The sequence below is a fragment of the Xanthomonas dyei genome, from assembly GCF_002939865.1.
Lineage (GTDB): Bacteria > Pseudomonadota > Gammaproteobacteria > Xanthomonadales > Xanthomonadaceae > Xanthomonas > Xanthomonas dyei.
Genome location: NZ_MDEE01000014.1, coordinates 1 through 24,998 on the forward strand (window position 1 = coordinate 1; position 24,998 = coordinate 24,998).

General features: G+C 63.6%; 18 protein-coding genes, 1 tRNA gene, 1 other RNA gene and 3 pseudogenes. 10 read left to right on the forward strand and 13 right to left on the reverse strand.

The features are described 5' to 3' along the window. Positions 1–715 precede the first annotated feature (715 nt). Positions 716–2,587, forward strand: a complete 1,872-nt coding sequence (gene xopP / locus XdyCFBP7245_RS11010) for a type III secretion system effector XopP (protein WP_342352089.1) — start codon at positions 716–718, stop codon at positions 2,585–2,587. Here the strand turns inward: xopP and XdyCFBP7245_RS11015 are convergent. Both XdyCFBP7245_RS11015 and XdyCFBP7245_RS11025 read right to left on the reverse strand, forming a co-directional pair. Then, positions 2,584–3,658 (reverse strand): annotated as a pseudogene (locus tag XdyCFBP7245_RS11015) (IS3 family transposase). The gene xopP and the pseudogene XdyCFBP7245_RS11015 sit on opposite strands and share 4 nt — an antisense overlap. A 234-nt stretch (positions 3,659–3,892) precedes the next feature. Next, complete coding sequence (locus tag XdyCFBP7245_RS11025; RefSeq protein ID WP_104615689.1) at positions 3,893–5,080, reverse strand: alpha/beta hydrolase family protein; 1,188 nt, start codon at positions 5,078–5,080, stop codon at positions 3,893–3,895. A gap of 71 nt (positions 5,081–5,151) precedes the next feature. On the opposite strand from XdyCFBP7245_RS11025, the pseudogene XdyCFBP7245_RS11030 reads away from it, so the two are divergent. Next, a pseudogene (locus tag XdyCFBP7245_RS11030) lies at positions 5,152–5,334 on the forward strand (phage tail protein); the annotation flags it as partial. A gap of 326 nt (positions 5,335–5,660) precedes the next feature. Then, a pseudogene (locus XdyCFBP7245_RS11035) lies at positions 5,661–5,942 on the forward strand (phage virion morphogenesis protein); the annotation flags it as partial. Between the two features lie 310 nt (positions 5,943–6,252). Here XdyCFBP7245_RS11035 and XdyCFBP7245_RS11045 read toward each other — a convergent pair. The 4 genes from XdyCFBP7245_RS11045 to dtd all read right to left on the reverse strand — a co-directional run bounded on the left by XdyCFBP7245_RS11045 (position 6,253) and on the right by dtd (position 9,762). Further along, positions 6,253–6,328, reverse strand: a tRNA-Ile gene (locus tag XdyCFBP7245_RS11045). 518 nt (positions 6,329–6,846) lie between these two features. Then, on the reverse strand, positions 6,847–7,170 hold the full coding sequence (locus XdyCFBP7245_RS11050; RefSeq protein ID WP_386261414.1) for a hypothetical protein: 324 nt from the start codon (positions 7,168–7,170) through the stop codon (positions 6,847–6,849). 168 nt (positions 7,171–7,338) lie between these two features. Continuing rightward, entirely contained in the window at positions 7,339–9,213 is a 1,875-nt protein-coding gene (gene rpoD / locus XdyCFBP7245_RS11055) for an RNA polymerase sigma factor RpoD (RefSeq protein WP_016902493.1), read from the reverse strand. Between the two features lie 108 nt (positions 9,214–9,321). After that, positions 9,322–9,762 (reverse strand): D-aminoacyl-tRNA deacylase, encoded by a 441-nt coding sequence (gene dtd, locus XdyCFBP7245_RS11060; protein WP_104615692.1) that lies wholly within the window; start codon positions 9,760–9,762, stop codon positions 9,322–9,324. Between dtd and XdyCFBP7245_RS11065 the strand changes: the two genes are divergently transcribed. Beyond that, positions 9,761–10,777 (forward strand): lauroyl acyltransferase, encoded by a 1,017-nt coding sequence (locus tag XdyCFBP7245_RS11065; protein ID WP_211287684.1) that lies wholly within the window; start codon positions 9,761–9,763, stop codon positions 10,775–10,777. The genes dtd and XdyCFBP7245_RS11065 overlap by 2 nt on opposite strands. Before the next feature lie 51 nt (positions 10,778–10,828). On the opposite strand, the gene XdyCFBP7245_RS11070 is transcribed toward XdyCFBP7245_RS11065, so the two are convergent. Then, a complete protein-coding gene (locus XdyCFBP7245_RS11070) occupies positions 10,829–11,350 on the reverse strand; it encodes a GNAT family N-acetyltransferase (RefSeq protein WP_104615694.1) in 522 nt (173 codons plus the stop codon). 241 nt (positions 11,351–11,591) lie between these two features. Here XdyCFBP7245_RS11070 and ribA point away from each other — a divergent pair, with 241 nt between their 5' ends. From ribA to XdyCFBP7245_RS11090, 4 genes are all read left to right on the forward strand, one after another. Continuing rightward, a complete protein-coding gene (ribA, locus tag XdyCFBP7245_RS11075; protein WP_104615695.1) occupies positions 11,592–12,725 on the forward strand; it encodes a GTP cyclohydrolase II RibA in 1,134 nt (377 codons plus the stop codon). 269 nt (positions 12,726–12,994) lie between these two features. Next, a non-coding RNA gene (locus XdyCFBP7245_RS11080) (sX9 sRNA) lies at positions 12,995–13,071 on the forward strand. Between the two features lie 101 nt (positions 13,072–13,172). Continuing rightward, positions 13,173–13,772 (forward strand): PH domain-containing protein, encoded by a 600-nt coding sequence (locus XdyCFBP7245_RS11085; protein ID WP_104615696.1) that lies wholly within the window; start codon positions 13,173–13,175, stop codon positions 13,770–13,772. After that, positions 13,769–15,271: a PH domain-containing protein gene (locus XdyCFBP7245_RS11090; protein ID WP_104615697.1), complete on the forward strand. Its 1,503-nt coding sequence runs from the start codon at positions 13,769–13,771 to the stop codon at positions 15,269–15,271. Before XdyCFBP7245_RS11085 ends, XdyCFBP7245_RS11090 begins: the two co-directional genes overlap by 4 nt. A 61-nt stretch (positions 15,272–15,332) precedes the next feature. Here XdyCFBP7245_RS11090 and XdyCFBP7245_RS11095 read toward each other — a convergent pair whose 3' ends face one another. Continuing rightward, positions 15,333–16,391: a CDP-glycerol glycerophosphotransferase family protein gene (locus XdyCFBP7245_RS11095; protein ID WP_104615698.1), complete on the reverse strand. Its 1,059-nt coding sequence runs from the start codon at positions 16,389–16,391 to the stop codon at positions 15,333–15,335. On the opposite strand from XdyCFBP7245_RS11095, the gene XdyCFBP7245_RS11100 reads away from it, so the two are divergent. Beyond that, positions 16,392–17,216, forward strand: coding sequence for a glycosyltransferase family 2 protein (locus tag XdyCFBP7245_RS11100; protein ID WP_104615699.1), 825 nt, complete (start codon positions 16,392–16,394; stop codon positions 17,214–17,216). A 199-nt stretch (positions 17,217–17,415) separates the two neighbouring features. Here the strand turns inward: XdyCFBP7245_RS11100 and XdyCFBP7245_RS11105 are convergent, their stop codons facing one another. From XdyCFBP7245_RS11105 to def, 5 genes are all read right to left on the reverse strand, one after another. Then, positions 17,416–18,693 (reverse strand): O-antigen ligase family protein, encoded by a 1,278-nt coding sequence (locus XdyCFBP7245_RS11105; RefSeq protein WP_104615700.1) that lies wholly within the window; start codon positions 18,691–18,693, stop codon positions 17,416–17,418. Between the two features lie 152 nt (positions 18,694–18,845). Then, the gene (locus XdyCFBP7245_RS11110; RefSeq protein WP_104615701.1) at positions 18,846–20,567 is read right to left on the reverse strand and encodes an ArnT family glycosyltransferase; all 1,722 of its coding nucleotides are present in this window, start codon (positions 20,565–20,567) and stop codon (positions 18,846–18,848) included. 49 nt (positions 20,568–20,616) lie between these two features. Then, positions 20,617–21,927 carry a 16S rRNA (cytosine(967)-C(5))-methyltransferase RsmB gene (gene rsmB / locus XdyCFBP7245_RS11115; protein ID WP_170068612.1) on the reverse strand — a complete coding sequence of 437 codons (1,311 nt, stop codon included), beginning with the start codon at positions 21,925–21,927 and terminating at the stop codon, positions 20,617–20,619. Then, positions 21,927–22,850, reverse strand: coding sequence for a methionyl-tRNA formyltransferase (fmt, locus tag XdyCFBP7245_RS11120; protein ID WP_104615703.1), 924 nt, complete (start codon positions 22,848–22,850; stop codon positions 21,927–21,929). Before fmt ends, rsmB begins: the two co-directional genes overlap by 1 nt. Before the next feature lie 308 nt (positions 22,851–23,158). After that, the gene (gene def / locus XdyCFBP7245_RS11125; RefSeq protein WP_104615704.1) at positions 23,159–23,671 is read right to left on the reverse strand and encodes a peptide deformylase; all 513 of its coding nucleotides are present in this window, start codon (positions 23,669–23,671) and stop codon (positions 23,159–23,161) included. 131 nt (positions 23,672–23,802) lie between these two features. Between def and XdyCFBP7245_RS11130 the strand changes: the two genes are divergently transcribed. Beyond that, complete coding sequence (locus XdyCFBP7245_RS11130) at positions 23,803–24,939, forward strand: LysM peptidoglycan-binding domain-containing protein (RefSeq protein WP_104615705.1); 1,137 nt, start codon at positions 23,803–23,805, stop codon at positions 24,937–24,939. Positions 24,940–24,998: the final 59 nt, after the last annotated feature.

Consider the following 24,998-nt stretch of genomic DNA (forward strand, 5'->3'; position numbering starts at 1 on the left):
GAAATGGCGAAACTCCGAAGATCCAAACGCGATTCTCCGGAACGATGCGGACATTCCGCACTCTCAGGCATCGTTATTCAGACCTTCCCTAATGCTTGTACTCATGAATTGCGCACGCTAAGCACGGCGATCTACAAAGTTAATTAATTAACTTAAATTACCGGCAACCTGATTAAAAATAGCCAATCTAGCGTAGCGCGTAGTCAATCAGTGACGGCGTTACGAACACCAGAAGACAGGAAGAAATATGCATCGTGTCGAAATAATCAGGAAGGGCTCTACAGAGTTGGCTGAGCCGACGAACCTTGCCATTGTGCCGACAGACTCCGCGACGGCAACAAACACTAGTGGCGACGGCCCTGCCACGCAGTCGCCGCAACTCCACGGACTTGCCTCCAGGCCTCCCAAGCCCGTAAGGCAGCCCGTTGTGGGTTCGTCTGATGTGTTGCCGGGGCCATCACGCCCTGCATTATTACCCGCGGCTGCCATGCAGCTTCAGCGCATTGACCCGGGCGAAATGCTGAGAAAAGCGCTTGGCAAGGCCAAGATCTTTAGGGAACCTCTGAATAACTCATGACCCAGCGAGAGAGATTTGCAATCTGGCCTGATCACGACAATCGCCGTCGCTGAAAATCAAGCACTTGCGCGTGATTTAGTCTATTCAAGGCGTCGATCGGAAGCCTATGAAAGAGTTGTTCAGAGCTTCCTTAGAGATGTGATCGGCAGTAATGAAGACCCACAGGGACAACGCGGAGCTGTGTCAAAAGTGGATCTGGAACAGAAGGTCAAGCTATCGCTGGCCGCCATGAAGTCTGCCCGCGAAGGATTGCAGGCTGTCGCCGATTTGAAAGTGCAGGGGCGGTTGCAGTCTAAAGCTGCAGTGGAACACGAACGTGCATTGTTGACGCTTCTCGGAACTTCCGCTGCAGTCGGTTATGCAGCACGTGACGAACTGCTGGAAGACAAGTGGATGAAGCAATTTGGCTTCATTCAGCCGATTGAGCCGGCGATCGGCGACATCACTGTGCAGGTGGAGCTGCACAACAGTGATGTTGAGCGTCAGAAAACCGAAGAGTGGCGGGGGTATTTGAGCGAAATCGAACAGTACCGGGGAGCAATGGATGAGTTGCTGAGACGCATGAAGGCGCCGGATACACACAAGAAAATACGCGAAAATGTCTCAGCCATGGTGCCGTTGATTAGGACCAATCTGGGTTTTTGTCATGAAACGATGCAGTCAATCCGAAGTCTGCTCGTCGATATCCATCGGCTGCAGCTGGAGCGTCAGGTCGAGGCCAATGGCATATCGGAAGTCATGGTTAGATTGCACGAATTGGACGAGGCCAAGAACTACCGCGGCGACAGCCTGTTAGCAGCGTTTACGGCGCTGAGCCAAGTCTTGATCGAATCGATATGCCCATCGGAAGCCGGCGTTGCGTTGACCCCGCAGGTGGTGGCACAGCACAAAGAAGTTCTTGAGGACTATGCAGAGCACTTTGGGCGCATCGGCCTGAAGCTATGCGTGGATGTCGCTGCTCTCATTGATAATGATTGCGACGATCATATCTGGCGATCAATGCTCGATTTGGCGCAAGCACTGACCGAGTATCGGCAGTGTATTCTTGACCTGACCAGTTCCGTTGTCGCTGGAAAACGCGAGGTCGTCACGTCGCCATCTGCAACGATCGAGCAGCTGCCCGTGCCGAGGGCGTCGCCGAGGCCGTCCCGCAAGCATCGCAAGCCCGGTAATCGAGCGACCGAAGAGTCTAGCCTCGTCCCTGCATCCCCTGCCATCTTTAGCGATACACGGACGCTTGTACAAAAACAAGCGGACGCGCTATTGAAGAGCATTCCGCTGGAACGATCCATGGTGACCGAACTGGACGCGGACTTCGTGCTGATTGCGAAAATGCTGGGAAAGGACACCAGCAGCGTCGAAAGTATGATGCATCGCTCCGGACAAGATGCGGCGATTGCTTTCACGTCCGTGCGCGCGTCGGTCCGGGACTGGTTCGCAAGGGATCGATTGCTGCAAACAAAGGCGAAACTGTCGCCAGAAGACGATCGGGTTGCCCAACTCACCGAGCGGTTGCAGCTGGTGAATATGATCGAGCAGCGTGTGCAGACCCGTGAAGCAGATGCACTGAAGAGCGACCCGCAGCCCCGTTCGTTGCATCTTTCGCGCTTGCTAAAGATGAGCGAGGTTACCTGCGTAACTTCACCAATTCGATTACCTTCCGACCACGACAATGGAGATCGCGGCACGCTGTTCGAGATACGTATCGACCACGCACCATTGTCCAATGGCAAGCTCCCTGCGCCATGGTTCGTACACCTGCACACTGCCGAGCCAGTGACGGCGGACGCGTTGCCTACCCTAGGCTACAAGGCTTTTAACGCCGTCCATCTGAAAACGGCAAGAGAGAAAAATCTAGGGAAGCGCTGGGAGATGCTCATGCGAGCGCTCGGCCATACCGATGCGAAGGTACACCGCTCCACGGTCGATTCGGCGCTGCTCGCCTCGTTGTTGCGCATACGAATTGGTGGTGAAGCTAGGCCCCCCGCCCTGATTAGTGTTCGGGTTTAGAGTCCGGGGTTGATGATATCGATGTTTGCTAAATGTTGGGTATACGCAGCTGGTGCCATGCCGCCGATGGCCTTCTTGGGCCGTTCCTCGTTGTATTCTCGTCGCCAGCGCTCGATCTCGGTGCGCGCATGCAGCAGGATTGGGAACCAGTGTTCGTTGAGGCATTCTTCCCGGAGCCAGCCGTTGAAGGATTCGACGTAGGCGTTCTGGTTCGGTTTGCCTGGTTGGATCGGTCGCAACTGCGCACCACGGGCATGCGCCCAGGCGTCCATGACCTGGCCGCAGAACTCCTCGCCGTTTTCGATGCGGATTACCTGCGGCAAGCCGCGACTGATGGCCAGCCGATCCAGCACGCGCGTCACGCCATGGCCCGAGAGTGCACGCTCCACCTCGCGATGGGGACCGCTTCGTGTGTCGCGTTGTCAACGATCACCAGACGCTTGATCACCCGGGCTTCGGCAGTGCGGTCGAACACGCAGTCCATCGAATACACCTGGTTGGCCTGCGATGGCCGCAGCGGCGGTTGACGCTCGCTTATCGGGATCTTCTTGTGCTTGCGACGGCGGACTTGCAACTGCTTCTCGCGGTACAGCAGCTCCACCAGATTGTCGTTCACGATGCGGCATTCCTGTCGCAGTTTGAGATAGATCATTCCCATGCCATACCGGCGGTGACGATGCGCCAACGCAACAATGCGCTCGCGCAGTTCGCCATTACGGTCTTCGCGAGGGCAATAGCACAGCGCACCGGCACTCATGCTGCTCGCTGCCAACACATGGCGCTCGCTGGCGCCACGCCCGATCCACTGGCTCAACAGCACATGATGCACAGATGCGCTCACAACTTTTTTCGCAGAGCATCCTTGAGCAGATCGTTCTCGAGCAGCTGCTCGGCCAGCCCCTGCTTCAGCCGCGCATTCTCGGACTCAAGCTCCTTGAGCCGATTGGCATAGGGCACGCTCATCTCGCCGAACTCGCTGCACCACAGCTAACAGGTTGCCTCGCTGAAAACACGGCGACGGCACAGATCCTTGATGGCGACACCGGCTTCTGCTTCGCGCAGGAAGCCGATGGTCTACTCTTCGGTAAAACGCTTGTTTACTCCCAATTTCCTTGGTGTAGGGAATTGGACTCCAAACTTGGGCGCCACTCAAAATCGGAGGGGGCTTCGCCTGTTCCGCAGTGACGTGTGTCTGCCAATTTACGGAGGTGTCATGCAGTCGCGCTGCCTGAGCGCTAGTTTTCACGACTCCATCGACTCTCACACAGTGAAGCGCGCGTGCAACGAGATGCATGCACGATATGTTCAACGCTGCTTGTCCAGCAATTGAGTGCGCACGGCCTTCATGCAGGGCGTCTTGCTGGCGGCGTGTACAAGCAGGGAGTCATCGGGTGTCACGGCGATGAGCTTCACCTGGGTGCTGCCATTACGCCTGAAGTCTGCAACGGCCTGCTGTGCAACGCTGAAGGGCACTACATTGTCTGCCTGTACTCCGCATAGCAGTGTGGGCGTGTGCGGGGCCCAATTGACTAGATCGTTGCGCACCAAGTCTTTGATGAATGCATTTTTGGTATTGCTGAAGACGTCGCGCGCAAATTCCGGCTGAAACACGTCCTTGACTTCGGTCAGTTGTTCGAGGCCAAGCGTGATCGCGTCGAATTTGCCGGGGAACAGACTCTCGACCTTGTTCGCCAGTGGCTGCTGAAACACCTGCACGGGTGCCGTGTAGAGATTGGAGTAGGTGTGCTGCATGCCGATCAAGGTAAAGGTGTCGAGTACGAGCGTGAGTATGTTGAGTCCCTCGGCCTTGGGGCCGCCCCAGTTTTTCAGCACGGTCTTGGACAGGGAGTAGGGCCCGGAGATAGGACCACTTGCGACCAAATTGAATTCGCTGGACAGGTGCTGCTCGATCTCGCGTTGTGCAGCCATCACGGCGTGGGCACCACTGGAAAAACCGGAGAGCATGACCTTGCCCGAGAGCGGCGCATGCTGCTGTGCAAGCAAGACGCGCGCGGCGCGTAGCGCATCCACGATAGCGCTGGCTTCAGGTGCGGCTTGAAGATGGGGTGCAAAGGGATAGCTGGACTTGCCAATGCCCAAGTAGTCGGTAGCCACCACAGCATAGCCTTGTGCCGCAAACTGGCTGATGACCTCATGGTTGCCGCGCGATGCGCGGAATCCTTCTGCCTGCGAACTGTTCCTCTTAAGCTGTGCGCCTTGTCCCCATCCCAGCAGGGGATACGAGGTCGCGCAGTTGATGCCGGAGGGAATCAGCACAGCGGCAGAAGCGGTTGTGGGTTCGTCATGCACGCCGATGGTCGCATAGACGATTTCCGCGACGCTGACGTCGCAGCGTGGTGGTGGTGCGTCGCCTTGTGTACCCAATTGTTTGGCGATTTGAGCACTAGTAAAGGTAGTCAGTACACGACTGCTGATGACGTCGCCGCGCTGAGTTGCTGCAGTTGCCGTATAGGGTAGCGCTGTAAGTGTCATTAGCGCCAACCGGCTCAAAACATGGTTAAAAGCTTGCATTTTCATAGGTCAATTTTCTCATTAAGAAAAAGATGCTCTGCGCACCTTTTAGAATTGCGGCTTTAACCGGCGGTAGTGCGGCGATCAAGCCCGCAAGACTGCGGACGCATCTGGTCGCGGCCTTGCCAGAGATGGACCGCGAGGCAGACCGGCTGCTGGTGTTTATAGATGCAGGCAGTCTGACCAGCACGTTTCAAAAGGGGCTATCTTTCGAGTAGCAGTACACGCTCAACCTGAGCGTGACCGACTATGCAAGCCCTCGTGGATACGGATATCGAAAGCGCGACGACTAGAACAAAAATGACAATCGATCTTGCCATTTTGCTCATGCGGATTCATTGATTTTAAGTCAGTTATTGCCGTACATATATATTAATAAAAATCCAAGCCTCGGCGAATAATATGTTCGCTCCTATCTACATACATTCGCACGCTAAATATTTACCTAAACTTTCTTGAATCAGTTGAATTCATATATTCAATCATTTTAATATTTTATTTGATTCCTCACATCAAAGATTAAAGCGTCTTTGAGGAGTGGATTCCTCCCACTGCTGTCACGATTACGAACGAACGAGGCAAGCTGGCAAGTGATGTCGGCATTGCGCCGCGACGCTCGCAGAGCGCATTAAATAAGCAACAGGCGCCCCATGGCTCACCCTACGCAACGCGCAAACAGCTGCTGCGGAAGAAGCCCGGACGCGTCAAGCGCACGAAGATGTTTGCCAAGCCCCGGCACGCCAAGTTGTTCAAGGTCGGCGCAAGCGCCGATACTGTAAGCGTGGGATTTGTGGGCCGAGTGTCGCGCATTGCGCGCATGCATCCTTGAATCGGCATCCACCGCGCGACGCAAGCGCTGCGCTTCGTGAGGAGTCAAACGGCCATCTCGCACAGGGTCAGGTGGCCGGCACCGAATGCCCAGCACCGTGCTGTGAACGAGCCTTAGGCCCCATTCCTTCAATGCCACCGTACATGTGACCGAGCAACGCAAGTTCTGGGCGCATGACCGCTTTCCAAGAGGCTGCGGGCTTTTTTACAGGTGCCGCCATAGGTCTCTAGTTTCCGGACTGTGCCGAAAATTTACCTTTACCTCTCGCGCGAGACGCGACGCGTCAGCAAATCATTGATTTAATTGGTGGGCCCACCAGGATTCGAACCTGGAACCAAAGGATTATGAGTCCTCTGCTCTAACCGTTGAGCTATAGGCCCTGCTGCACAGCGCTCGCTGGTGCCGCATGCAATGCGTCGGGCCCGCAGGAGTCGGGCAAGTTTACCTGTCTGTCCGCGGGCTTGTCTGCTGCGGACCCGTCTTCTCTGCGGGCCGGTGTCCGTACCCGCTCTTCTCTACGGGCTCTTCTCTGCGGGTCAGTGTCTGCGCCCGCTCGCTGCGGTTCTGCCGCTGCTGTCGCTGTTGGCTGCTTACTAGCTCGCCGCACGCGCAGCGCGCATCCACTGCGCGTATTGCGCGCGATGTTCTGCCAGACAAGATGTCCCGCTCGTGCTCAGGTCAGTGCGAGCGATGCCGCCACATATCCCATGTACACGCACATCTGAAAGGCTCGGCTACATACACAGGCGCCGCGTCTCACAACGGCAATTCCTGGCTAACAGCATGCTGTCGATCAGAGTACCCAATACCCGTCCGGCATCAACAGCTACGTGAGCCTCTGTCTACAACGAGATGCACGCGCCTGGACAACACACACGCACCCGTGCACCCACAACCATCAAGCATCCGCTGTCTGGCGCTGCTTATCGATCAGCTGACGACCTGCACTGAATCCCTGCGCGATGGCGTCCTGGTAGGTGTCCCAGGTCTCTGTTTGGTCGTTGATGCGTGGAAGGCGCTTGCTGCCGCCCTCGGCATAGACATCGACCCACAATGTCCATCTGGCGGTCGGCGAAGCCTGTTCGACGCGCACGCGGATCTCATGATCGCGGTACGTGGTGGTTTCGAAGCGGCTTTGTCTGCTCATTGGACGGTCTCGGGTTCCTGTCGCGCTCGAAGGTAAAACGCCGGCTGCAATCTCGCGTGAGATTGAAGGAAACATCTACTTAATAGTGCGTTGCGGTGCGGCTTCGTCGCAAAGGCGTGAAGCCAGGCGCCTCCAAATCTACGCTCCTGCTGCCCGCAAAGCATCGCCGGGCGGGTGCCTGAAACGCAACAGCCCCGCATCTGCGGGGCTGTTGTGTGACCACTTTGCAGCGGCGACGTGAGGTCAGTCGATGTCCAGGAACGAGCGCAACTGTTCCGAGCGGCTGGGGTGACGCAGCTTGCGCAACGCCTTGGCTTCTATCTGACGGATCCGCTCGCGGGTGACGTCGAATTGCTTGCCGACTTCTTCCAGCGTGTGATCGGTGTTCATGTCGATCCCGAAGCGCATCCGCAACACCTTGGCTTCGCGCGGGGTCAGGCCGGCCAATACGTCCCGTACCGTCTCGGAGAGATTGATGTTGGTGGTGTTGTCGATCGGGGACTCCACATTGGTGTCCTCGATGAAGTCGCCCAGGTGCGAATCCTCGTCGTCGCCGATCGGGGTTTCCATCGAGATCGGCTCCTTGGCGATTTTCATCACCTTGCGGATCTTGTCTTCCGGCATGTCCATTTCCTTGGCCAGTTCCTCCGGCGTGGCCTCGCGGCCGAACTGCTGGAGCATCTGACGGGAAATGCGGTTCAACTTGTTGATCGTTTCGATCATGTGCACCGGAATACGGATGGTGCGCGCCTGATCGGCGATCGAGCGGGTGATGGCCTGACGGATCCACCACGTCGCGTACGTGGAGAACTTGTAACCGCGACGGTATTCGAACTTGTCCACGGCCTTCATCAGGCCGATGTTGCCTTCCTGGATCAGGTCCAGGAACTGCAGGCCGCGGTTGGTGTACTTCTTGGCGATGGAGATGACCAGGCGCAGATTGGCCTCGACCATTTCCTTCTTGGCCTTGCGCGCCTTGGCTTCGCCATAAGCCATCGCACGGCTGATCTCCTTGATCTCGCCCAGGGTCAGGTAGTTGGCCTTTTCCATCTCGATCGAGCCCTGCTGCTCGGACACGATCTGATCCTTGACGTCGCGCAGCGCGGACGACCACTTCTGCTTGCGCTTGAGTGCGTCTTCCACCCATTCCAGGTTGGTCTGATTGCCTTCCCAGGAGCGGATGAAGTCCTTGCGCGGCATGCGCGCCACGGTGGTAGCCAGGTGCAGCACCTTGCGCTCGTGGTCCTTAATGCCGTTGACCACGCCACGCAGCTGGGTGACCAGCGCGTCGGTCAGCGGCAGCGGCAGCTTGAGCGTGGTGAAGATGGCGGCCATGTCTTCGCGCGCCTTGACCACCAGCTTGTGCTCGGCGCCGTTCTTGGCATAGATCTTCTTGAACTTGGCGTATTCGTTGGCCAGGTTCTCCATGCGCGTGGCGACTTCCACCGGGTCCGGACCGGTCGGGCCGGCCTCTTCTTCGGCAGCGTCGTCATCGCCGTCTTCGTCGTCGTCTTCATCGACCGCGTCTTCGTCCACGGCAACCGGGCCGGCGGCGGCCAGTGCAGCGGCGGCGGCGTCGGCTTCTTCGATCAGGTCGTTGAAGCCGACCACGATCTCGGCCAGACGCTTCTTGCCTTCCTTGTGCGCTTCGTAATCGGCGAGCAGCATTTCGGTCGACAGCGGGAACACGCCCAGTGCTGCCTGGACCTGGCTCAGGCCTTCTTCGATGCGCTTGGCGATGGCGATTTCGCCTTCGCGGGTCAGCAACTCGACCGTGCCCATTTCGCGCATGTACATGCGCACCGGGTCGGTGGTACGGCCACCTTCGGTATCGAGCGCGGTCAGCGCTGCGGCGGCTTCTTCGGCGGCAGTGTCGTCAACCTCGCGGTTGCCGGTATTGCCATCGTTGAGCAGCAGGGTTTCGGCATCGGGGGCAACTTCATGGACATCGATGCCCATGCCGTTGATCATGCTGATGATGTCTTCAATCTGCTCCGGGTCGACGAGGTCGTCGGGCAGATGGTCATTGACTTCGGCGTAGGTCAGATAGCCCTGTTCCAGGCCCTTGCTGATCAGTAGCTTGATGTCGGATTGCTGGGCAGGACGTTCGTTGGCCATGAGTGCTCGCGCCACCGGCTTTGAGATTGGAAAGAGAACCTAGCATTATACCAGCGTGAAGCCCGGTCTGCCGGAATCAAGACGGGACCGCTGGTAGAACTGCGCTGGCTAGGGTCTGAGAAGGAAGGTCACCGGGCCGTCATTGACCAGGTCGACAACCATATGGGCACCGAATTGCCCGGTTTCCACCCCGGCGTGGTGGTTTTCGCGGCAGATCGCCACTAATTGATTGAACGCCCGTTCAGCCTCCTGAGGCGGCGCGGCGGTACTGAAGCCAGGACGGTTGCCTGAGCTAGTGTCAGCGGCCAGGGTGAACTGGCTGACCAGCAGCAGACCGCCGGCGGTATCGGTGAGTGAGCGATTCATCTTGCCGGCGGCGTCGCCGAACACCCGGTAGCTGAGCAGGCGCTCGGCCAGGCGCCGGATCTGCGCATCGCTATCGCCCGGCTCCACGCCAATCAGCGCCAGCAACCCGGAACCGATGTGCCCGACGACCCGGCCGTCGACACTGACCGAGGCCCGGGTAACGCGTTGGATCAGTGCAAGCATCGGCCTTCTCGGGCAGCAAACTGTGCCGCGCAGCATGCCCAGCACGACCGGCACTGTCACGCGCGGGCCTTCGCCGGCTGCGCTGTTTAGAATTGTATGGATGAAACCCGATGTCCGCGCCAGACTGCTCTATACCGCCGCCGCCGCCGTGGGCCGCCTGCCGTGGCCGTTGCTCAAACGCATGGCCGACGCGCTGGCCTGGAGCTGGCGCAAGCTCAACGCGCGCGAAGCCCGCGTGGCACGCCGCAACCTGGAACTGGCCTACCCGGAATTACCCGCCGCCCAGCGCGCGCAGCTGCATGCGCAAATCCTGCAATCGACCGCGCGCCAGACGCTGGAAGTGCTGCGCACCTGGACCCGCCCGCCAGCCGACAACCTGGCGCGCCTGCATCGCAATGGGCAAGAGCTCTACGACGCGGCGCTGGCGTCCGGGCGTGGTGTGATCGTGGCGGCGCCGCACTTCGGCAACTGGGAGCTGCTCAACCAGTGGCTGTCCGAGCGCGGGCCGATCGCCATCGTGTACCGGCCGCCCGAGTCGGAGGCAGTGGATGGGTTTCTGCAGCTGGCACGCGGCGGCGACAACGTGCGCCAGGTGCGTGCCGAAGGCCCGGCGGTGCGGCAGTTGTTCAAAGTCCTCAAGGACGGCGGCGCGGTTGGCATCCTGCCCGACCAGCAGCCGAAGATGGGCGATGGCGTGTTCGCGCCGTTCTTCGGCATTCCGGCCTTGACCATGACCCTGGTCAACCGGCTGGCCGAGCGCACCGGCGCCACGGTGCTGTACGGCTGGTGCGAGCGCGCTGGCGGGGACCTGCAGTTTGCCCTGCACGTGCAACCGGCCGACCCGGCAGTGGCCGACCCCGACCCGGTCCGTGCCGCCAGCGCGCTCAATGCCGGCATCGAACAGATCGCCCGGCGCGACCCGGCGCAATATCAGTGGACCTACAAGCGCTACACGCTGCGCCCGCCCGGCAGCGGCGAGGCCAACCCGTATGCGACCGAACGGCATCCGCATTGATCGCCGCGCCGCGCCCGCCTGATCGAGCGCGGCAGCCTGGGTTGAGCGCATTCAATCGTCGTGCGGGTCTGCAGGGGTCGCCAGAAGACGTTGATAGAACGCCAGATCCAGCCAGCGCCCGAACTTGAAGCCGGCCTCGCGCACGGTGCCGGCATGGGTAAAGCCGAACTGTTCGTGCAACGCGATGCTGGCCTGGTTGCTGGCATCGATGCCACCGACCAGAACATGCACGCCACGCTCTTCAGCGGCAGCGATCAGCGCCTGCAGCAACACCCGCCCTAGGCCTTTGCCACGATGGTCCTGGTGCACATAGATCGAATGCTCGACGCTGTACTTGAACGCCGGCCAGGCGCGAAAGGTGCCGTAGCTGGCAAAACCCATCAGGGTACCCTCGGCATCTTCGACACCGATCACCGGAAATCCGCCCGCGCGCTTGGTGGCGAACCAGCCGACCATGCTCTCCGGCAGGCGCGGCCGGTAGTCGTACAGCGCGGTCGAGTTGGCGATGGCCTCGTTGAAGATGTCCAGGATCGCGCTGGCGTGACGCGACTCACTGCAGTCGATAAGGCGCATGGGATCCGCTGAGCTGAGGAGTCGTCGAATTAGAAAGCATTGCCGGGCGCTGAACAATGCGCGCGGCGCACAACCAATCGGCGCCTGTGCTGTCACTCAATCGCAGCCACTGGATGCAGCGTTCCACCCGATGGTGGCAGCCGGCAGTTGCGAACCACGCGACAATGGCGGCATGCGGCCGGCACTGGCGCGGCGGCGTCCGCCTTGAAGCGGCCGTGGCAATCCCCATCTGGAGTCGTGCATGAGCAGCCCCGTCCCCTCCCCCAGCGCACAGGCCTTCGGCGACCCGGCAGCCATCCGCTGCGAGCGCGCCGCGTCCGAGTTGCGCGCCGGCCGGCCGGTGCTGCTGACTGCCGCCGACGGGCAGGCGCGTGCGGTACTGGCGTTGGACAGCAGCACGGCGCAGTCGTATGCCGCGTTCGCACGTGCCGCGCAGGGCCGGCACTATCTATTCGTCACGCCGACCCGCGCCCACGTCTTGGGGCTGACTGCGCCGCAGGGCGCACGCGTGGCCCTGGCCGACTACAGCTACGACCAACTCGCCGCACTGGCCTATCTGCGCGACACCCCGGTGCCGGCGCACTGGTCAGCTGGCGATGCGCTGGATGCCGGTGGGGTGGAGATCGCGCGACTGGGATTGCTGCTGCCGGCGCTGCTGGCGGTTGAGCTGCACGACGTGCATGCGCATGCCGCCTTCGCCGGATGCCAGTCGCTGAGCCTGGACGATCTGAGCAGTGGCTGCGCCAAATCGGCCGCGGCCGGCTTTGAGCTGGTCACCCGCACGCCGGTGCCGTTGCGCGGCCTGGGCATGAGCGAATTCGTGGTGTTCCGCGGCGGCGTCGCGCAGCGCGACCAGGTGGCGATCGTGGTGGGCCAGCCCGACCTGTCGGGCGCGGTACCGGTGCGCGTGCACTCGTCGTGCCTCACCGGCGACCTGTTCGGCTCGCTCAAGTGCGACTGCGGCGACCAGCTGCGGCACGGCCTGGCCAAGTTGAAGGATCTCGGCGGCGGTGTGCTGCTGTATCTGGATCAGGAAGGCCGCGGCACCGGCATCGCCGCCAAAATGCGCGCCTACGGCTACCAGCATGCAGGCCTGGACACCATTGACGCCGATGCGCAGCTGGGCTTCGGCCCGGACGAGCGCCGCTACGGCAGCGCGGTGGCGATGTTGCGCGGCCTGGGCATCGGCCGCATCCGTCTGCTGACCAACAACCCGGCCAAGGCCGAGCGGCTGCGCGCCGCCGGGATCGCTGTCGAAGATCGCATCCCGATCACCGGCGATATCACCCCTGAAAACGAGCAGTATCTGCGCACCAAGGCCGCGCGCGCTGGCCATGCGCTGGATGTGGATGCGCTGATTCTGGCTGCGCAATAAGCGCGGGCAGCAGGGCTGCCTGATCGGTGCCTCTGGCACGCAGGCGGTGCGTGCCGGGGCCGATGCATCCGGCCATCGGCGCCTGATGCGTGCCCACTGTTGGCCTCTGCCTGATCAATGTTGCGTGTTCGATCTCCATCGCTGGGCGCCATCGGCGTGGGTGTCGGTCTGCGATCCCCGCCGTGTAGCGCAAACGCGCGCACTGATAAGATCGCCTAACAAAACGACTGCGCAGCCACCGGGCGGGCGCGGCCGATGCTCGGTGCGGCATGGACCACGCGTACACACCGGTTTTGAGCGCGCCGTCCACTCCCACCTGACGACTGCTCGCTACGTCTCCTTAGCCGCTCTAAGAGCAATCTCGACCACCGAACGTGTTTGCCCGAGCACTGCGACGGCGTCTGTCAGCCGTCCTACCCAGTTCCTCGCAAGCCAAGGCCAGAGCGGATGCGCCCTGACCGGGCACCCGGCTATGCTTGCGCACCGCTTCTGCAGGCCCGCCTCGTGCACGACGCTCCAGCGCCGCACCCCGACATCCTGGTCCGCGCCGCGCCTGCCGAGACGCCGCCCGTGGATCACGCGCACTGGCAGCAGTTGCCACGCCGTGGCGCCTACGTGGCGGCAGTCAATGGCGCACTTGGCGGTGGCTGTGCCGGCCTGATCGCGGCAGGTGTCACCGTCACCGTGCTGCACGCGTGGCACTACTGGCCGGCGGTGCTGGGGATGACGTTGGCGGTGGCGGCGCCGTGCGCATGGCTGGCAGTCAAACGGCACCGGCTCACGCTGTGGAAACTCGACCAGCATGGCTTGGCGCTGCAACGCGGGCACCTGTGGCAGAGCGACACCCGCGTGCCGATCTCGCGCGTGCAGCACGTGGATCTACGCCGCGGCCCGATCGAACGCGCCACACACCTGACCACGCTGGTGGTGCACACCGCCGGCAGCCGGCTCAATGCGGTGGCGCTGTCCGGGCTGGATCAGGCCGATGCCGAGCATCTGCGCGACCGCCTCGCCCGCCAGCTCGATCACCACGACGACGCCCTGTGAGCGCTATCGAACACCCCGGCCACGACGAGCAGCGCCTGCATCCGCTGTCGTGGGTGTTCGTGCTGCTGCAGCAGATTCGCCAGTTCCTGATTCCGTTGGTCGCTTTGGTCGTGTTCGGCAGCCGCGACGGCAGCCGCGATTTTGCCGACCACATCGCCACCGCCGTAGTGATCGCCGTGCTGGTGGCGATTTCGGTGCTGCGTTACTTCACCTATCGCTATCGCATCGGGCAAGACAGCGTGGCGATCCGCAGTGGCCTGCTGGAGCGCAGCCGGCGCGACATTCCATTTGCCCGCATTCACAACGTGGTGGTGCATCAATCGCTGCTGCATCGGCTGGCCGGCGTGGCGGAAGTGCGGCTGGAATCGGCCGGCGGACACAAGCCCGAAGCGGAAATGCGCGTACTGCGACTGGATCAGGCGCTGGCGCTGGAAGATCTGATACGGCGCCGCGCCCACCACGCCGATGCGGCGGTTGTGCAGACCGACGACCGCACCACCTTGTTGCGCCTGCCGATGGGAGAAGTGATCCGGCTGGGCCTGATTTCCAACCGCGGCATGGTGGTGGTCGCCGCCAGCTTCGGCGTGATCTATCAGATGATTCCGCGCCGCGTGGCGTCCAACTTCATCGAGACCAATGGCGAGCTTGCGTACCGCTACGTCAACCAGGTCCATCCGGGTGCGGCCGTCACCACGATCCTGGTGACGATTGCCGTCGCGGCGGTGCTGCTGGCCATGCGCGCGCTGTCGGTAGCCCTGGCCGTGGCGCAGTACCACGGCTTTCATCTCAGCGAATCGGAGCGGCGCCTCACCGTGGAGCGCGGCCTGCTGACACGTATCCGCAGCAGCGTGGCGCTACGGCGGATCCAGTCGTGGACGGTGTACGAAAGCCGCCTGCATCGCCTGTTCGGCCGCCGCCAGCTGCGCGTGGACACCGCCGTGACCAGCGCCGGCGACAACCACGACAGCGCATTGAAAGAGCTGGCGCCGATCGCCGAACCGCAGCGGTGCGATGCCTTGCTGCAGCGCCTGCTGCCCGACATTGCCTGGCCGCCGGCGCAGTGGCAGGCAATCGCCACGCACTGCTGGTGGCGGCTGAGTCTGCCGACGCTGCTGATGTTGCTGCCGCTGGTGGCCGGGCTGGCGTGGCAGTTCGGCAGTCAGGCCGCGTGGTTGCTGCTGTGGCTGCCGTGGAGCGCCTTCAAGGCGCATCGTCAGGTGCAGCGCATGGGCTATGCGGTGGATGCGCGCTATGTGGCGGTGCGCGGCGGCTGGTGGAAGCGCTGGTGGCGGCTGGCCGAGCTGGACAAGTTGCAGGCGCTGCAGCTGCAACGCTCGCCGCTGGATCGCCTGACCGGCACTGCCACGCTGTGGCTGGACACCGCAGGTGCCAGCACCACCGGCCCGGCGCTGCGCCTGCGCTTTGTGCCATTGGCGCAGGCGCAGGCGCTGCAAACGCAACTGGGCGCCGCGCTGGCACGGCGTAAGCTGCGCTGGTGATTGGTGATTGGTGATTGGACCAGCGTGGCTGGTCGGCAGGGAGATCGCCCACGATCGACGATCAGCGCTGCGCCGGACCCCAATAGCCGAGTTCACGCCGAATCTGCAGGCCACGCCACAGGGCGCCCAGCGGCTTGCGTCGCAGCGTGCCGAGCTTGCCAGCGATGAACTCTTCGGTGGCGGCGATCACGCGTTCCGACGATCTGCCATCGCGATACGGATGGATCGCATCGGCATAGCTGGTCAGCGCATTGCGCAGTTCGGCATCCGGCGCCAGCGCGCGCGCCAGCTGCTGCGGCAGCTGTTGCGGCTGCAGAAAATCCAGCATATGCGGCTGCGGCACGCGGTTGCGGAAGGTCACCACCGGTTTGTGCTGCACCACAAACTCGGAGACGATCGATGAGGTATCGGAGACCAGCACATCGGCCGCGCGCTGCGCCGCCACAACCTCTTCGGGCTCGACGAACCGCGCATTGGCACCGGCCAATGCGCGATAGCGGTCGAATAATTCCGGCGCGCATTTGGGATGCAAGGTGAGCAGCCAGTAGTGCGCACCGCGCGCGATATCGGCGGCGATTTCCTCATACAGCACAGGTGCCGCGCTCAGCCGCTCGGTAAAGGTGGAACCGAACAGGATCACCGGCCGTCCGTTGGCGGACGCACGCAGCGCGGCGCTGTGCCCGCCGTCATCGCGGAACACCGGATCGAGCTTGGGCCAGCCGGTTTCCACCACCGCAAAATGACCTTCGCGCGCCGCCAGAGCACGAAACGGCGCAGTGGTGGCCGGGCCTTGCGTGCAATACAGATCGAACAAGCCGCGCACGCGAAAGTGGCCGCGATTGTCCTCGCGCTTTTGCACATTGAAGCCATGGAAGAGCTGCACCTTGGCGCCGGAGATAAACGGCGGCACCCAGTTGGCCGCACTGAACACTGCACGCGGACGCAGGGCCAGCGCCTCGCGCAACCCCACTTCGCGCACGCCCGGCAGCACCAGCCCACGCGCGCCGCCTTCGTACCAGGCAGCAACGGTGTCGCCGCGGGCCTGTAATGCCTGCGCCAATGGCGCCAGAATAGGCAACGCGTAACGCTCCGTTGCGAACAGCAGGTAATCGGCCATCACATGTCCTCTTCGACCGCACCCGACGAACGGCCTCGCATTAGCGCCTGCATTATCGCGTTCAACGAGGCCGATCGCCTATGCGACTGCCTGACCTCGCTGGCGTTCTGCGATGAGATCGTGGTGGTGGACTCCGGTTCCACCGACGCCACTGCTGCCATTGCCAACGCGCATGGCGCGCGCGTGCTGCAACGCGCCTTCGATGGCTACCGCAGCCAGAAGGCGTATTGCGTGGCGCAAGCCAGCCACGACTGGGTGCTGTGCCTGGATGCGGACGAACGCATCAGCGACAGCTTGCGTGCAGCGATCCTGGCCGCGCGCGATGCCGGCTTTGCCGACGCGGCCGGCTACCGGTTTGCGCGGCTCTCCGAGTACTTCGGCCGCTTCTTGCGCCATGGCAATGCATATCCGGACCGCGTGCTGCGCCTGTTCGACCGACGCCGTGGCGGCTGGCGCGGCAAGCGCGAGATCCACGAAGCGGCCAGCGTCGATGGTGCCGTGGTCACCTTGCGCGGCGACCTGATCCACTACCCCTACCGGTCGCTGATGCAGCAGCTGGCCAAGACCCAGCGCTACGCACAGATGATGGCCGAGCACGATTACGCCCGCGGCAAGCGCGCGACCTGGAGCAAGCTGGTGTTGGCGCCGGCCTGGCGCTTCTGGCGCGGCTATCTGCTGCGCGGCGGGTTTCGCGATGGCTGGCATGGGTTGATCTACGCCTACGTGCGCGCCAACTACGTGCGCCAGAAGACCATCATGCTGTGGCTGTTGCAGCACAACCAGCCGGTACAGGACCCGCCGCGCGCCGCGGATGGACGCAGCGACTGAGCGCGGCCAACACGGCTGCTGCGCTCATCGCCAGGCAGCGCGACCGATGCGCTCGGTGGCCGCGGACTCGTCGTGCGCATGAATCGCTTCGCATGGGTGGCCAGACGCATGACGGCTTGCCAATGTTTGAATGCGTGTTGGCCGCTCTCAGCCGATCAGGTTGCGCACACGCGAAGCGTCTCCAACTCACCACTGCTCGCTACGCGTTGCCGACAACCTTCGGTATTGCCGGCTGCGCCTGACGCGCGGCCAGGCCCACCAGGACGCCCACCATTGCCGAGTAGAAGCTCGCCGCCACCTGGTGCGCGAACATCGACTGGGTCAACCCGCACAGCGCATAGCTGATCACGATCATCACCCCAGCCGCCGCCGGCCCGCGGAACTGCACCTGCCCGCTGCGCCGGTGCAAGCGCACAAACACCCATAGCGGCACGCCATAGACCGCAATCAGCAGCAACAGCCCGGGCACGCCCTGGGTGGCGGCCCATTCGGCCAGATCGTTGTGCGCATGGCCCAGATGGCAGCGAAACAACGCGTTATCCGCGGCGCACACCGGCAACTCGTGCATCGCATCGTCGAATCGGCCCACGCCGACGCCGGTCAGCGGATGCGCACGCACGGTATCCCAGGCCACATGCAGGCGCTCGATGCGGGCCCCGGCGGACGAATCGCTGTCGCCCACTTCGTAGCGCTGCAGATCGCTCTGCAACTCGCCCAGGCGCATCTGGTCGGTCAACGCAGGCACGCTGGCAACCACGCCCACTGCCAGCACCGCACCGCCGACGAAGGTCAGCAGCCGCATGCGCGTGCTATGCCAAGGCGCGCCCCAGGCCAGTACGCCCACGGTGGCCAGCAACGCCAGCCACACGCCGCGACTGCCGCTGAGCACGATCACCACCACCGCTGCGACCGCTGCGCCCACCAGCCAGCGCACCGCGCCAACCGGACGACAAAACGCTGCCACTACCAGCAACATCATCGCGATGTCGGCAAACACAATGGCGTTGGTAAAGCCTTCCGCACGGTCGGCACCCTTCATCACCTGCAGCACCGCGATCGCCATGGCCGCGGCCACGCCGGCCAGCGCGCCCCGCCACAGCCAGACCTGGCGCGGCTGCAAGGCATAGGCCCACAGCGCCGCCCAGGGCAGCACCAGAAAGCGCGAACGATTGCCCACATCGCGCAGGCCGTGCTCGAACAAGGCGATCGACAGCAGCGACATTGCGATCACCACCACCGTCAGCCATCCCACCGTGCGCAACGCGCCGCTGCGCGCCGCGATGCCGGCCCGCAGGCTACGCCAACCGACCAGAGAGCCAAGCAACAGGCACAGGCCGAACGGCGCCAACCCGCTGGGCATGCTCACCACCAGCGCGGTCAGCGTGAACACGCCCAGCTCGGCGATGCCCACGCCCGCGCGCGATGCGGCGGGGACGGACTGCGGGAGCGACGCGGGCTGGGTACGCAATGAATTCATCGAAAGATCGGTGGCGAAAGGGGGCAGGACAGGCACCGCGCGTCAGCGGCGCCGGCCAAGCTAACGATGTCGCGCATGAATGACTGCTAGACGATCGCCAGCCCATCCAGCGGCGTGATGCAGGCAGGACCTGGAATGCACGTGTGAAGGGCTCATTCGACGTCCAGGTTGCCCTGCTCCTTTGCTTCGACCGCCTTCTCCGTGGAGTTGGCCACGCAGTCGCCGCGCACCGCATCGCCCGGCACCAGCCACCAGCGCCGGCGATTGGCCACACCGACCAGCTGGCTGCGGCTGCGGTCCACGCAGCCCAGCAGCGCCGTCTCCTGCGCCATCAGCCAACGCTGGCCCGGTTGCTCGGCCTGCCAGGCCACGCCGCGTCGCAGCTGTGCTTCCCATGGCACCTTGAAGCCGAAGGTCTGCGCCGGGCGGTCGGCCATCAGCAGGTTCTGCTCCTTCCATGCCACCAGGCCAAGTTGGGCATCCGGGCCGATACGGCGCCCGGCCTCGCGCATCACCGCGCCGGCCGAACTGGACTCGTTGAAGATCGGATAGCAGACCAGCCCGAACGCCACCCACCACGCGCCCAGCAGCGACACCACCGCCAGCGCGGAGCGGCGCACGCGCAACAGCAGCAGGCTCGCCACGCCCCAGGTACCCACCGCCAGCAGCAGCCAGCCCAGCGGGTCGGTGGCTTCGCTGCCGACCCCGCGGCTGTCCATGATCTTCTGCTCGAATCCGGGGTGCCCGATCAGCATCGCCGCCCCGCCTGCGGCGAAGACCACAGTCAGCAGCAGCGCAAAACCGAACAGCACCCGCTGCACCCCGACCCGGCGCAGCAGGCCCGCGGCCAACGGCGCCAGCGCCAGACAGAACATCGGCAACGCCGGCAGGATATAGACATCGCGCTTGCCGCTGGGGATGGTGAAAAACACCAGCACCAGCAGCCACCACGCCAACGGCAGCAGATAGCGCGCATCGCGCCGGCGCAACCGCCGCCGCCACGCCGGAATCGCCCACGGCAACAGCAGGATGCTCGGCATCCACATCGTGGCCATGCTTTGCAGGTGGTACCAGATCGGCTGCGCGTGATCCCACGAACTGGCATAGCGCTTGGCGGTCTGGCGCAGCAGGATGTCGTTGAGATACACCCGGTATTCGGGCTGGCCGGCGGTGAGCGCGGTGACCATCATCGGCACGAACCACAGCGCGATCGCCACGAAGAAGAACAGCGGCCCGAGCCAGAAGCGGCGGTCGCGCACATGCACGCGCACACCCGGCCAACCGCGTGCGGCGGCAATGCCGGCCGGGATCAGCATCAGCAGCGCGATGATGCCCACGCCCTTGGTGATCACACCCAGCCCGGCGGCAAACCAGCCCAGCGTCCACCAGCGCCAGGCCGGGCCCAGCAACAGGTGCCGCAGCAGCCCGTAATTGGCCAGGGTGATCCAGAACACCACCAGCGGGTCGATCTGCGCCTTCTTGGCCTGAAAGGTGAAGTGCAGGGTGAACAACAGCAGCCACGCGGCATACACCCCCACCCGCCGGGTCCACAGCCGCCGTCCCAGGTCGTACACACAGGCCAGCGTGCCCAGCGCCGCAAGCAGCGACGGCAGCAGGAACGCCACCCGCCAATTGCCCAGCAGCGTGTAGAACAGCGCCTGCAGCCACATCAGCATCGGCGGCTTGTCCGAATACAGCTCGTTGCCGCGATGCGGGAACAACCAGTCCCCGCTCAGCACCATCTGCTTGGCGACCAGCGCAAAACGCGGCTCGTCCGATGGCCAGGGGTCACGCAGGCCCAGCCCGGCACCGATCACCAACACCGCGGTGATGGCCAGCAACCAGAAATCCTTTGAAGCACGGGTCTTGAACATGGCGGGCGGCAATGGGACGCGAAAAGGGAGCGCCGGCATCGGCGCGCGATCAGGAAGCTTTTAGCAAAAGCGCGTAGAAGAAACCGTCGCAGTGCTGCTCGCCGGGAAACCGCTGACGTCCCGGGCCCGCCGCATGGCCGAAGTGCGCACCCAAGGGCTGCGCCTGCGCATCCGGCGTGCGTTGCAGGAAGGCCTCGACCTGCCCCTGATTCTCGCGCGCCAGCAGCGAGCAGGTGGTGTAGAGCAGCTGGCCGCCCGGACGCAACGTGCGCCAGTTCGCATCCAGCAGACGCGCCTGCAGGGCGCACAGCGCATCGATGTCGTCGGCGCGACGGTGCAGCAGCACATCCGGCTGACGACGCACCACGCCGGTGGCCGAACATGGCGCATCCAGCAGTACTGCATCGAAGGGCTGACCGTCCCACCAGGCGGCCGGGTCGGCAGCATCGGCCGCATGCAACGCAACCTGCGCGTTCGGCACGGTGCGCTGCAACGTCTGTTGCACGCGCTCCAGCCGGCGCGCATCCACATCCAGCGCGGTGAGCTGCAACTGCGGGTAACGCTCCAGCAGATGCGCCGCCTTGCCACCGGGCGCAGCGCAGGCATCGAGTACCCGCGCCGCCGGTGTCAGCGTCAGCGCATCGGCCACTTGCTGCGCAGAGCCGTCCTGCACCGAGACATCGCCCTCGGCAAAGCCCGGCAACTGGCTCACCGGCACCGCACTGTGCAACCGCAGCGCATCAGGCAGCACCGTGTCGGTCTGTGCGGAGATGCCCACCTCTGCCAGCCGCGCCACATAGGCGGCTGGATCGGTGCGCCCGCGATGCACGCGCAGCCACATCGGCGCCATCTGCGCGCTTGCGACGAAGATCGCTTCGGCCCGCTCGCCCCAATCGGCACGCAGCTGCTTGCGCAACCACGACGGCCAACCGGCATCGTCCGAGACCGCCGGAAATCCTTCGCGCTGCGCACGCCGCAGGATCGCGTTGACCATGCCGGCCTGGCGCGGCCGGCCCAGCGCGCGACACGCCTCCACGGTGGCAGACAGCGCCGCGTGCGCTGGCAGTTGCAATACGTCGAGCTGGGCGAAGCCGGCCATCAACAATGCCTTGAGTTCGGCATCGCGCGGCGGCAGCGGCCGCTCCAGCCATTGCCGCAAGGCGACGTCGTAGGCCGGGCGGCGCCGCAGCACTGCAAAACAGATCGCCTCCACCAGCGCGCGATCGCGCGGATCGGCAATGCCAGGCAGCGCAGCGGTCAGTTCGGCCTTCAGCGAACGGCCCTGGTCGAACACGGCCGTGAGCACTTTCGCTGCCGCCAGCCGTGAGGCGACGCCGGCCGCCGCGGTGTCGGCGGCCATCAGCGTAGCGCCGGCAGGTCGCGACGCGCGTTGAGGTAATCGGCGGCGGTGATCGCCTTGCCGCCCTCACGCTGCAACACGCGCACCCGCAGCGCGCCCTGCCCGCAGGCGATGTCGATGCCCTGTTTGCTGGCGGCCAACAGGGTGCCCGGCGGCTGTTGATGGGCCAACTCGAGCGCAACCGCGCCATGCAGACGCACCCGCTCGCCGGCCAGCGTGGCTTCGGCCACCGGCCAGGGATTGAACGCACGCACGCGCCGCGCCAGTTCCTGCGCCGGCTGCGCCCAGTCCAGCCGCGCCTGCGCCTTATCCAGCTTGTGCGCGTAGGTCACACCCTCGTCCGGCTGCGCTTGCGCTACCGGACGAATGCCGGCACGCAGCAAGCCCAGGCCATCGGACAGCACCTGCGCACCCAGCGCGGCCAGGCGGTCGTGCAGCTGGCCGCCGGTTTCCTGCTCACCGATCTCGATGCGTTGCGACAACAGCACCGGACCGGTATCCAGACCGGCTTCCATCTGCATCAGGCACACGCCGGTTTCGGTATCGCCGGCCTCGATCGCACGCTGGATCGGCGCGGCGCCACGCCAGCGCGGCAGCAGCGAGGCATGCACATTCCAGCAGCCGTGGGTCGGCGCAGCCAGCACCGCCTTGGGCAGGATCAGCCCGTAGGCCACCACCACCATGAGATCGGCATTGAGTCCGCGCAGCGTGGCCAGCGCCTCGGGCGAGCGCAGCGTCTGCGGCTGGTACACCGGAATGCCGCGCGCGATCGCCTCCAGCTTCACCGGCGACGGCGTCAACCCGCGGCCGCGACCGGCCGGCCGATCCGGCTGCGTGTAGACCGCCACCACTTCATGCCGTTGCGCGGCAACGCGTAACGAGGCGACAGCGAAGTCCGGCGTACCGGCGAAGACAATTCTCATAGGGCTGGGATGTGGGAGTCGGAATTGGGGAGTGACAACGGCGGGTGCTGCGGCCGAACGGAATCGGCGGGCCGATGGGTGGGGATTGGAGAGGTGGGGTTAGGAATTGGCAACAGCGATTGGCTGGTGCTCTCAGTCCCTGGACAGAAATGGCTTCAAACCAGATCTGTGCAGAGACACACGATCTCGCGCCCCATGCATGACGCCGTCAATCAGGCTTGTTGAACAAACGGACTGCACACCGGCATCAACACAGGCACGGGGACCGCATTTGCCAATCCCCACTCCCGAACACCCAATCCCAGCCCTCAAGCCACATGCTTGCGCATTTTGGCCAGCTTCTTGCGCACCATTTCGCGCTTGAGCGGCGACAGGTAGTCCACGAACAGCTTGCCGTCCAGGTGGTCCATCTCGTGCTGGATGCACACTGCCAGCAGGCCCTCGGTGCTCAGCTCATGGGCCTGCCCCTGACGGTCGAGGTAGCGCACGGTAATCGCATCGGCGCGGCTGACATCGGCAAAGATACCCGGCACCGACAGGCAGCCTTCCTGATACACCTGCTCGCCCTGCCGGGTGGCAATTTCCGGGTTGATGAACACCTGCGGGGCGTTTTTTTCCTCGCTGACGTCGATCACCATGAAGCGCTTGTGCACATCCACCTGACTGGCAGCCAGGCCGATGCCGGGCGCCTCGTACATGGTCTGGAACATGTCATCCAGCAGCGTCTGGAACGCCGGACTGGTGACCTCGGCCGCATCGACCGGCACAGCCTTGGTGCGCAGCCGCGGATCGGGAAATTCGAGAATAGGGAGCAAAGCCATGGGGTTACCCGTCTGGGAACACCGGCGCGGCGCCGGCAAGACGGTCTCATTCTAGCGCAATGCTTGCGTGGCGCCCCGGTTTCTGGACTATAGTGCGCGGACCTGTTGGGGAATCAGGCAAGAAGGCACTCATGTTGAACCGACTTCGTACGGTCGTCGCTGCGGCGATGCTGACCGTCGCGACCTACGCTGCCGCGCAAGCGGTGGGCGAGCATCCAGACACCTATGTGGTCCGCAAGGGGGATACCCTTTGGGACATTGCTGGGCGTTTTCTGCAAAAACCGTGGCTGTGGCCGGAAATCTGGCAAGCCAATCCACAGATCCAGAATCCGCACCTGATCTATCCGGGTGACGTGATCAGCCTGGCCTACCTGGACCGCGTGGGGAAAGGCACGATCCAGCCCGGCCCGCGCCAGGAAGCGCCGATCAACGCGATTCCGCTGGCTGATGTCGAGCCGTTCCTGAAAAACCTGCGCGTGGTCGAAGACTTCGACCAGCTGCCCTATGTGGTCGGCCTGGAAGGCGGTCGCTCGCGCGCTACCACCGGGCAGATCGCCTATGTGGTCGGCCTGGAAGATGCGCAGCCGGGCCAACGCTTTGCGGTGGTGCGTCCGACCGTGAAGTTCAGCCTGCCCAAGCCCAACGAAGACCTGGATATGGCGGGCAACATCACCGCCGGCTCCGGCAACATCTGGAAGAACTTCATCGCGCCGAGCAAGCGCCGTGAGTTCCTCGGCTATGAGATGGCGCAGGTCAACGTCGGCACCATCACCCGCAGCGCGGCGGGCGGCAATTCCAAGGCGGCGACCTTGCTGTTGCAGGACAGCGGCCGCGAAGTGCGTGCCGGCGATCGCATCGTGGCAGTGGAAGCGCAGCCCTACGATCTACAGTTCATCCCGCATCCGCCGTCCGACCAGGCGCTGCAGACCGAGCTGCGCGTACTGGCCATTTCCGACGCCTTCATCGTTGGCGGTACCCGCGACGTGATCGCCATTTCCGGCGGCGCGCGCGAAGGTATCAACAACGGCACGGTGTTCTCGATCTGGCGCAAGGGCCGCACCGTCAGCGACCGCGTGAAGCATTCGCGCTTCTCACGCACCGATGACGATTTCAGCGGCCCGTCCGGCTCTACCGTCGGTCTGCCCGATGAATATGCCTCGCATGCGATGGTGTTCCGCACCTTCGACAAGGTCAGCTACGCGCTTGTGATGGAAAGCGTCAAACCGACCGGCCTGGGCTACTTCGTCAAGCATCCTGACGCGCAGTAATCGGAAAGTCCGATGGTCTAACGCGACGGCGCCTGAGGGCGCCGTCGTCGTTTACGGCC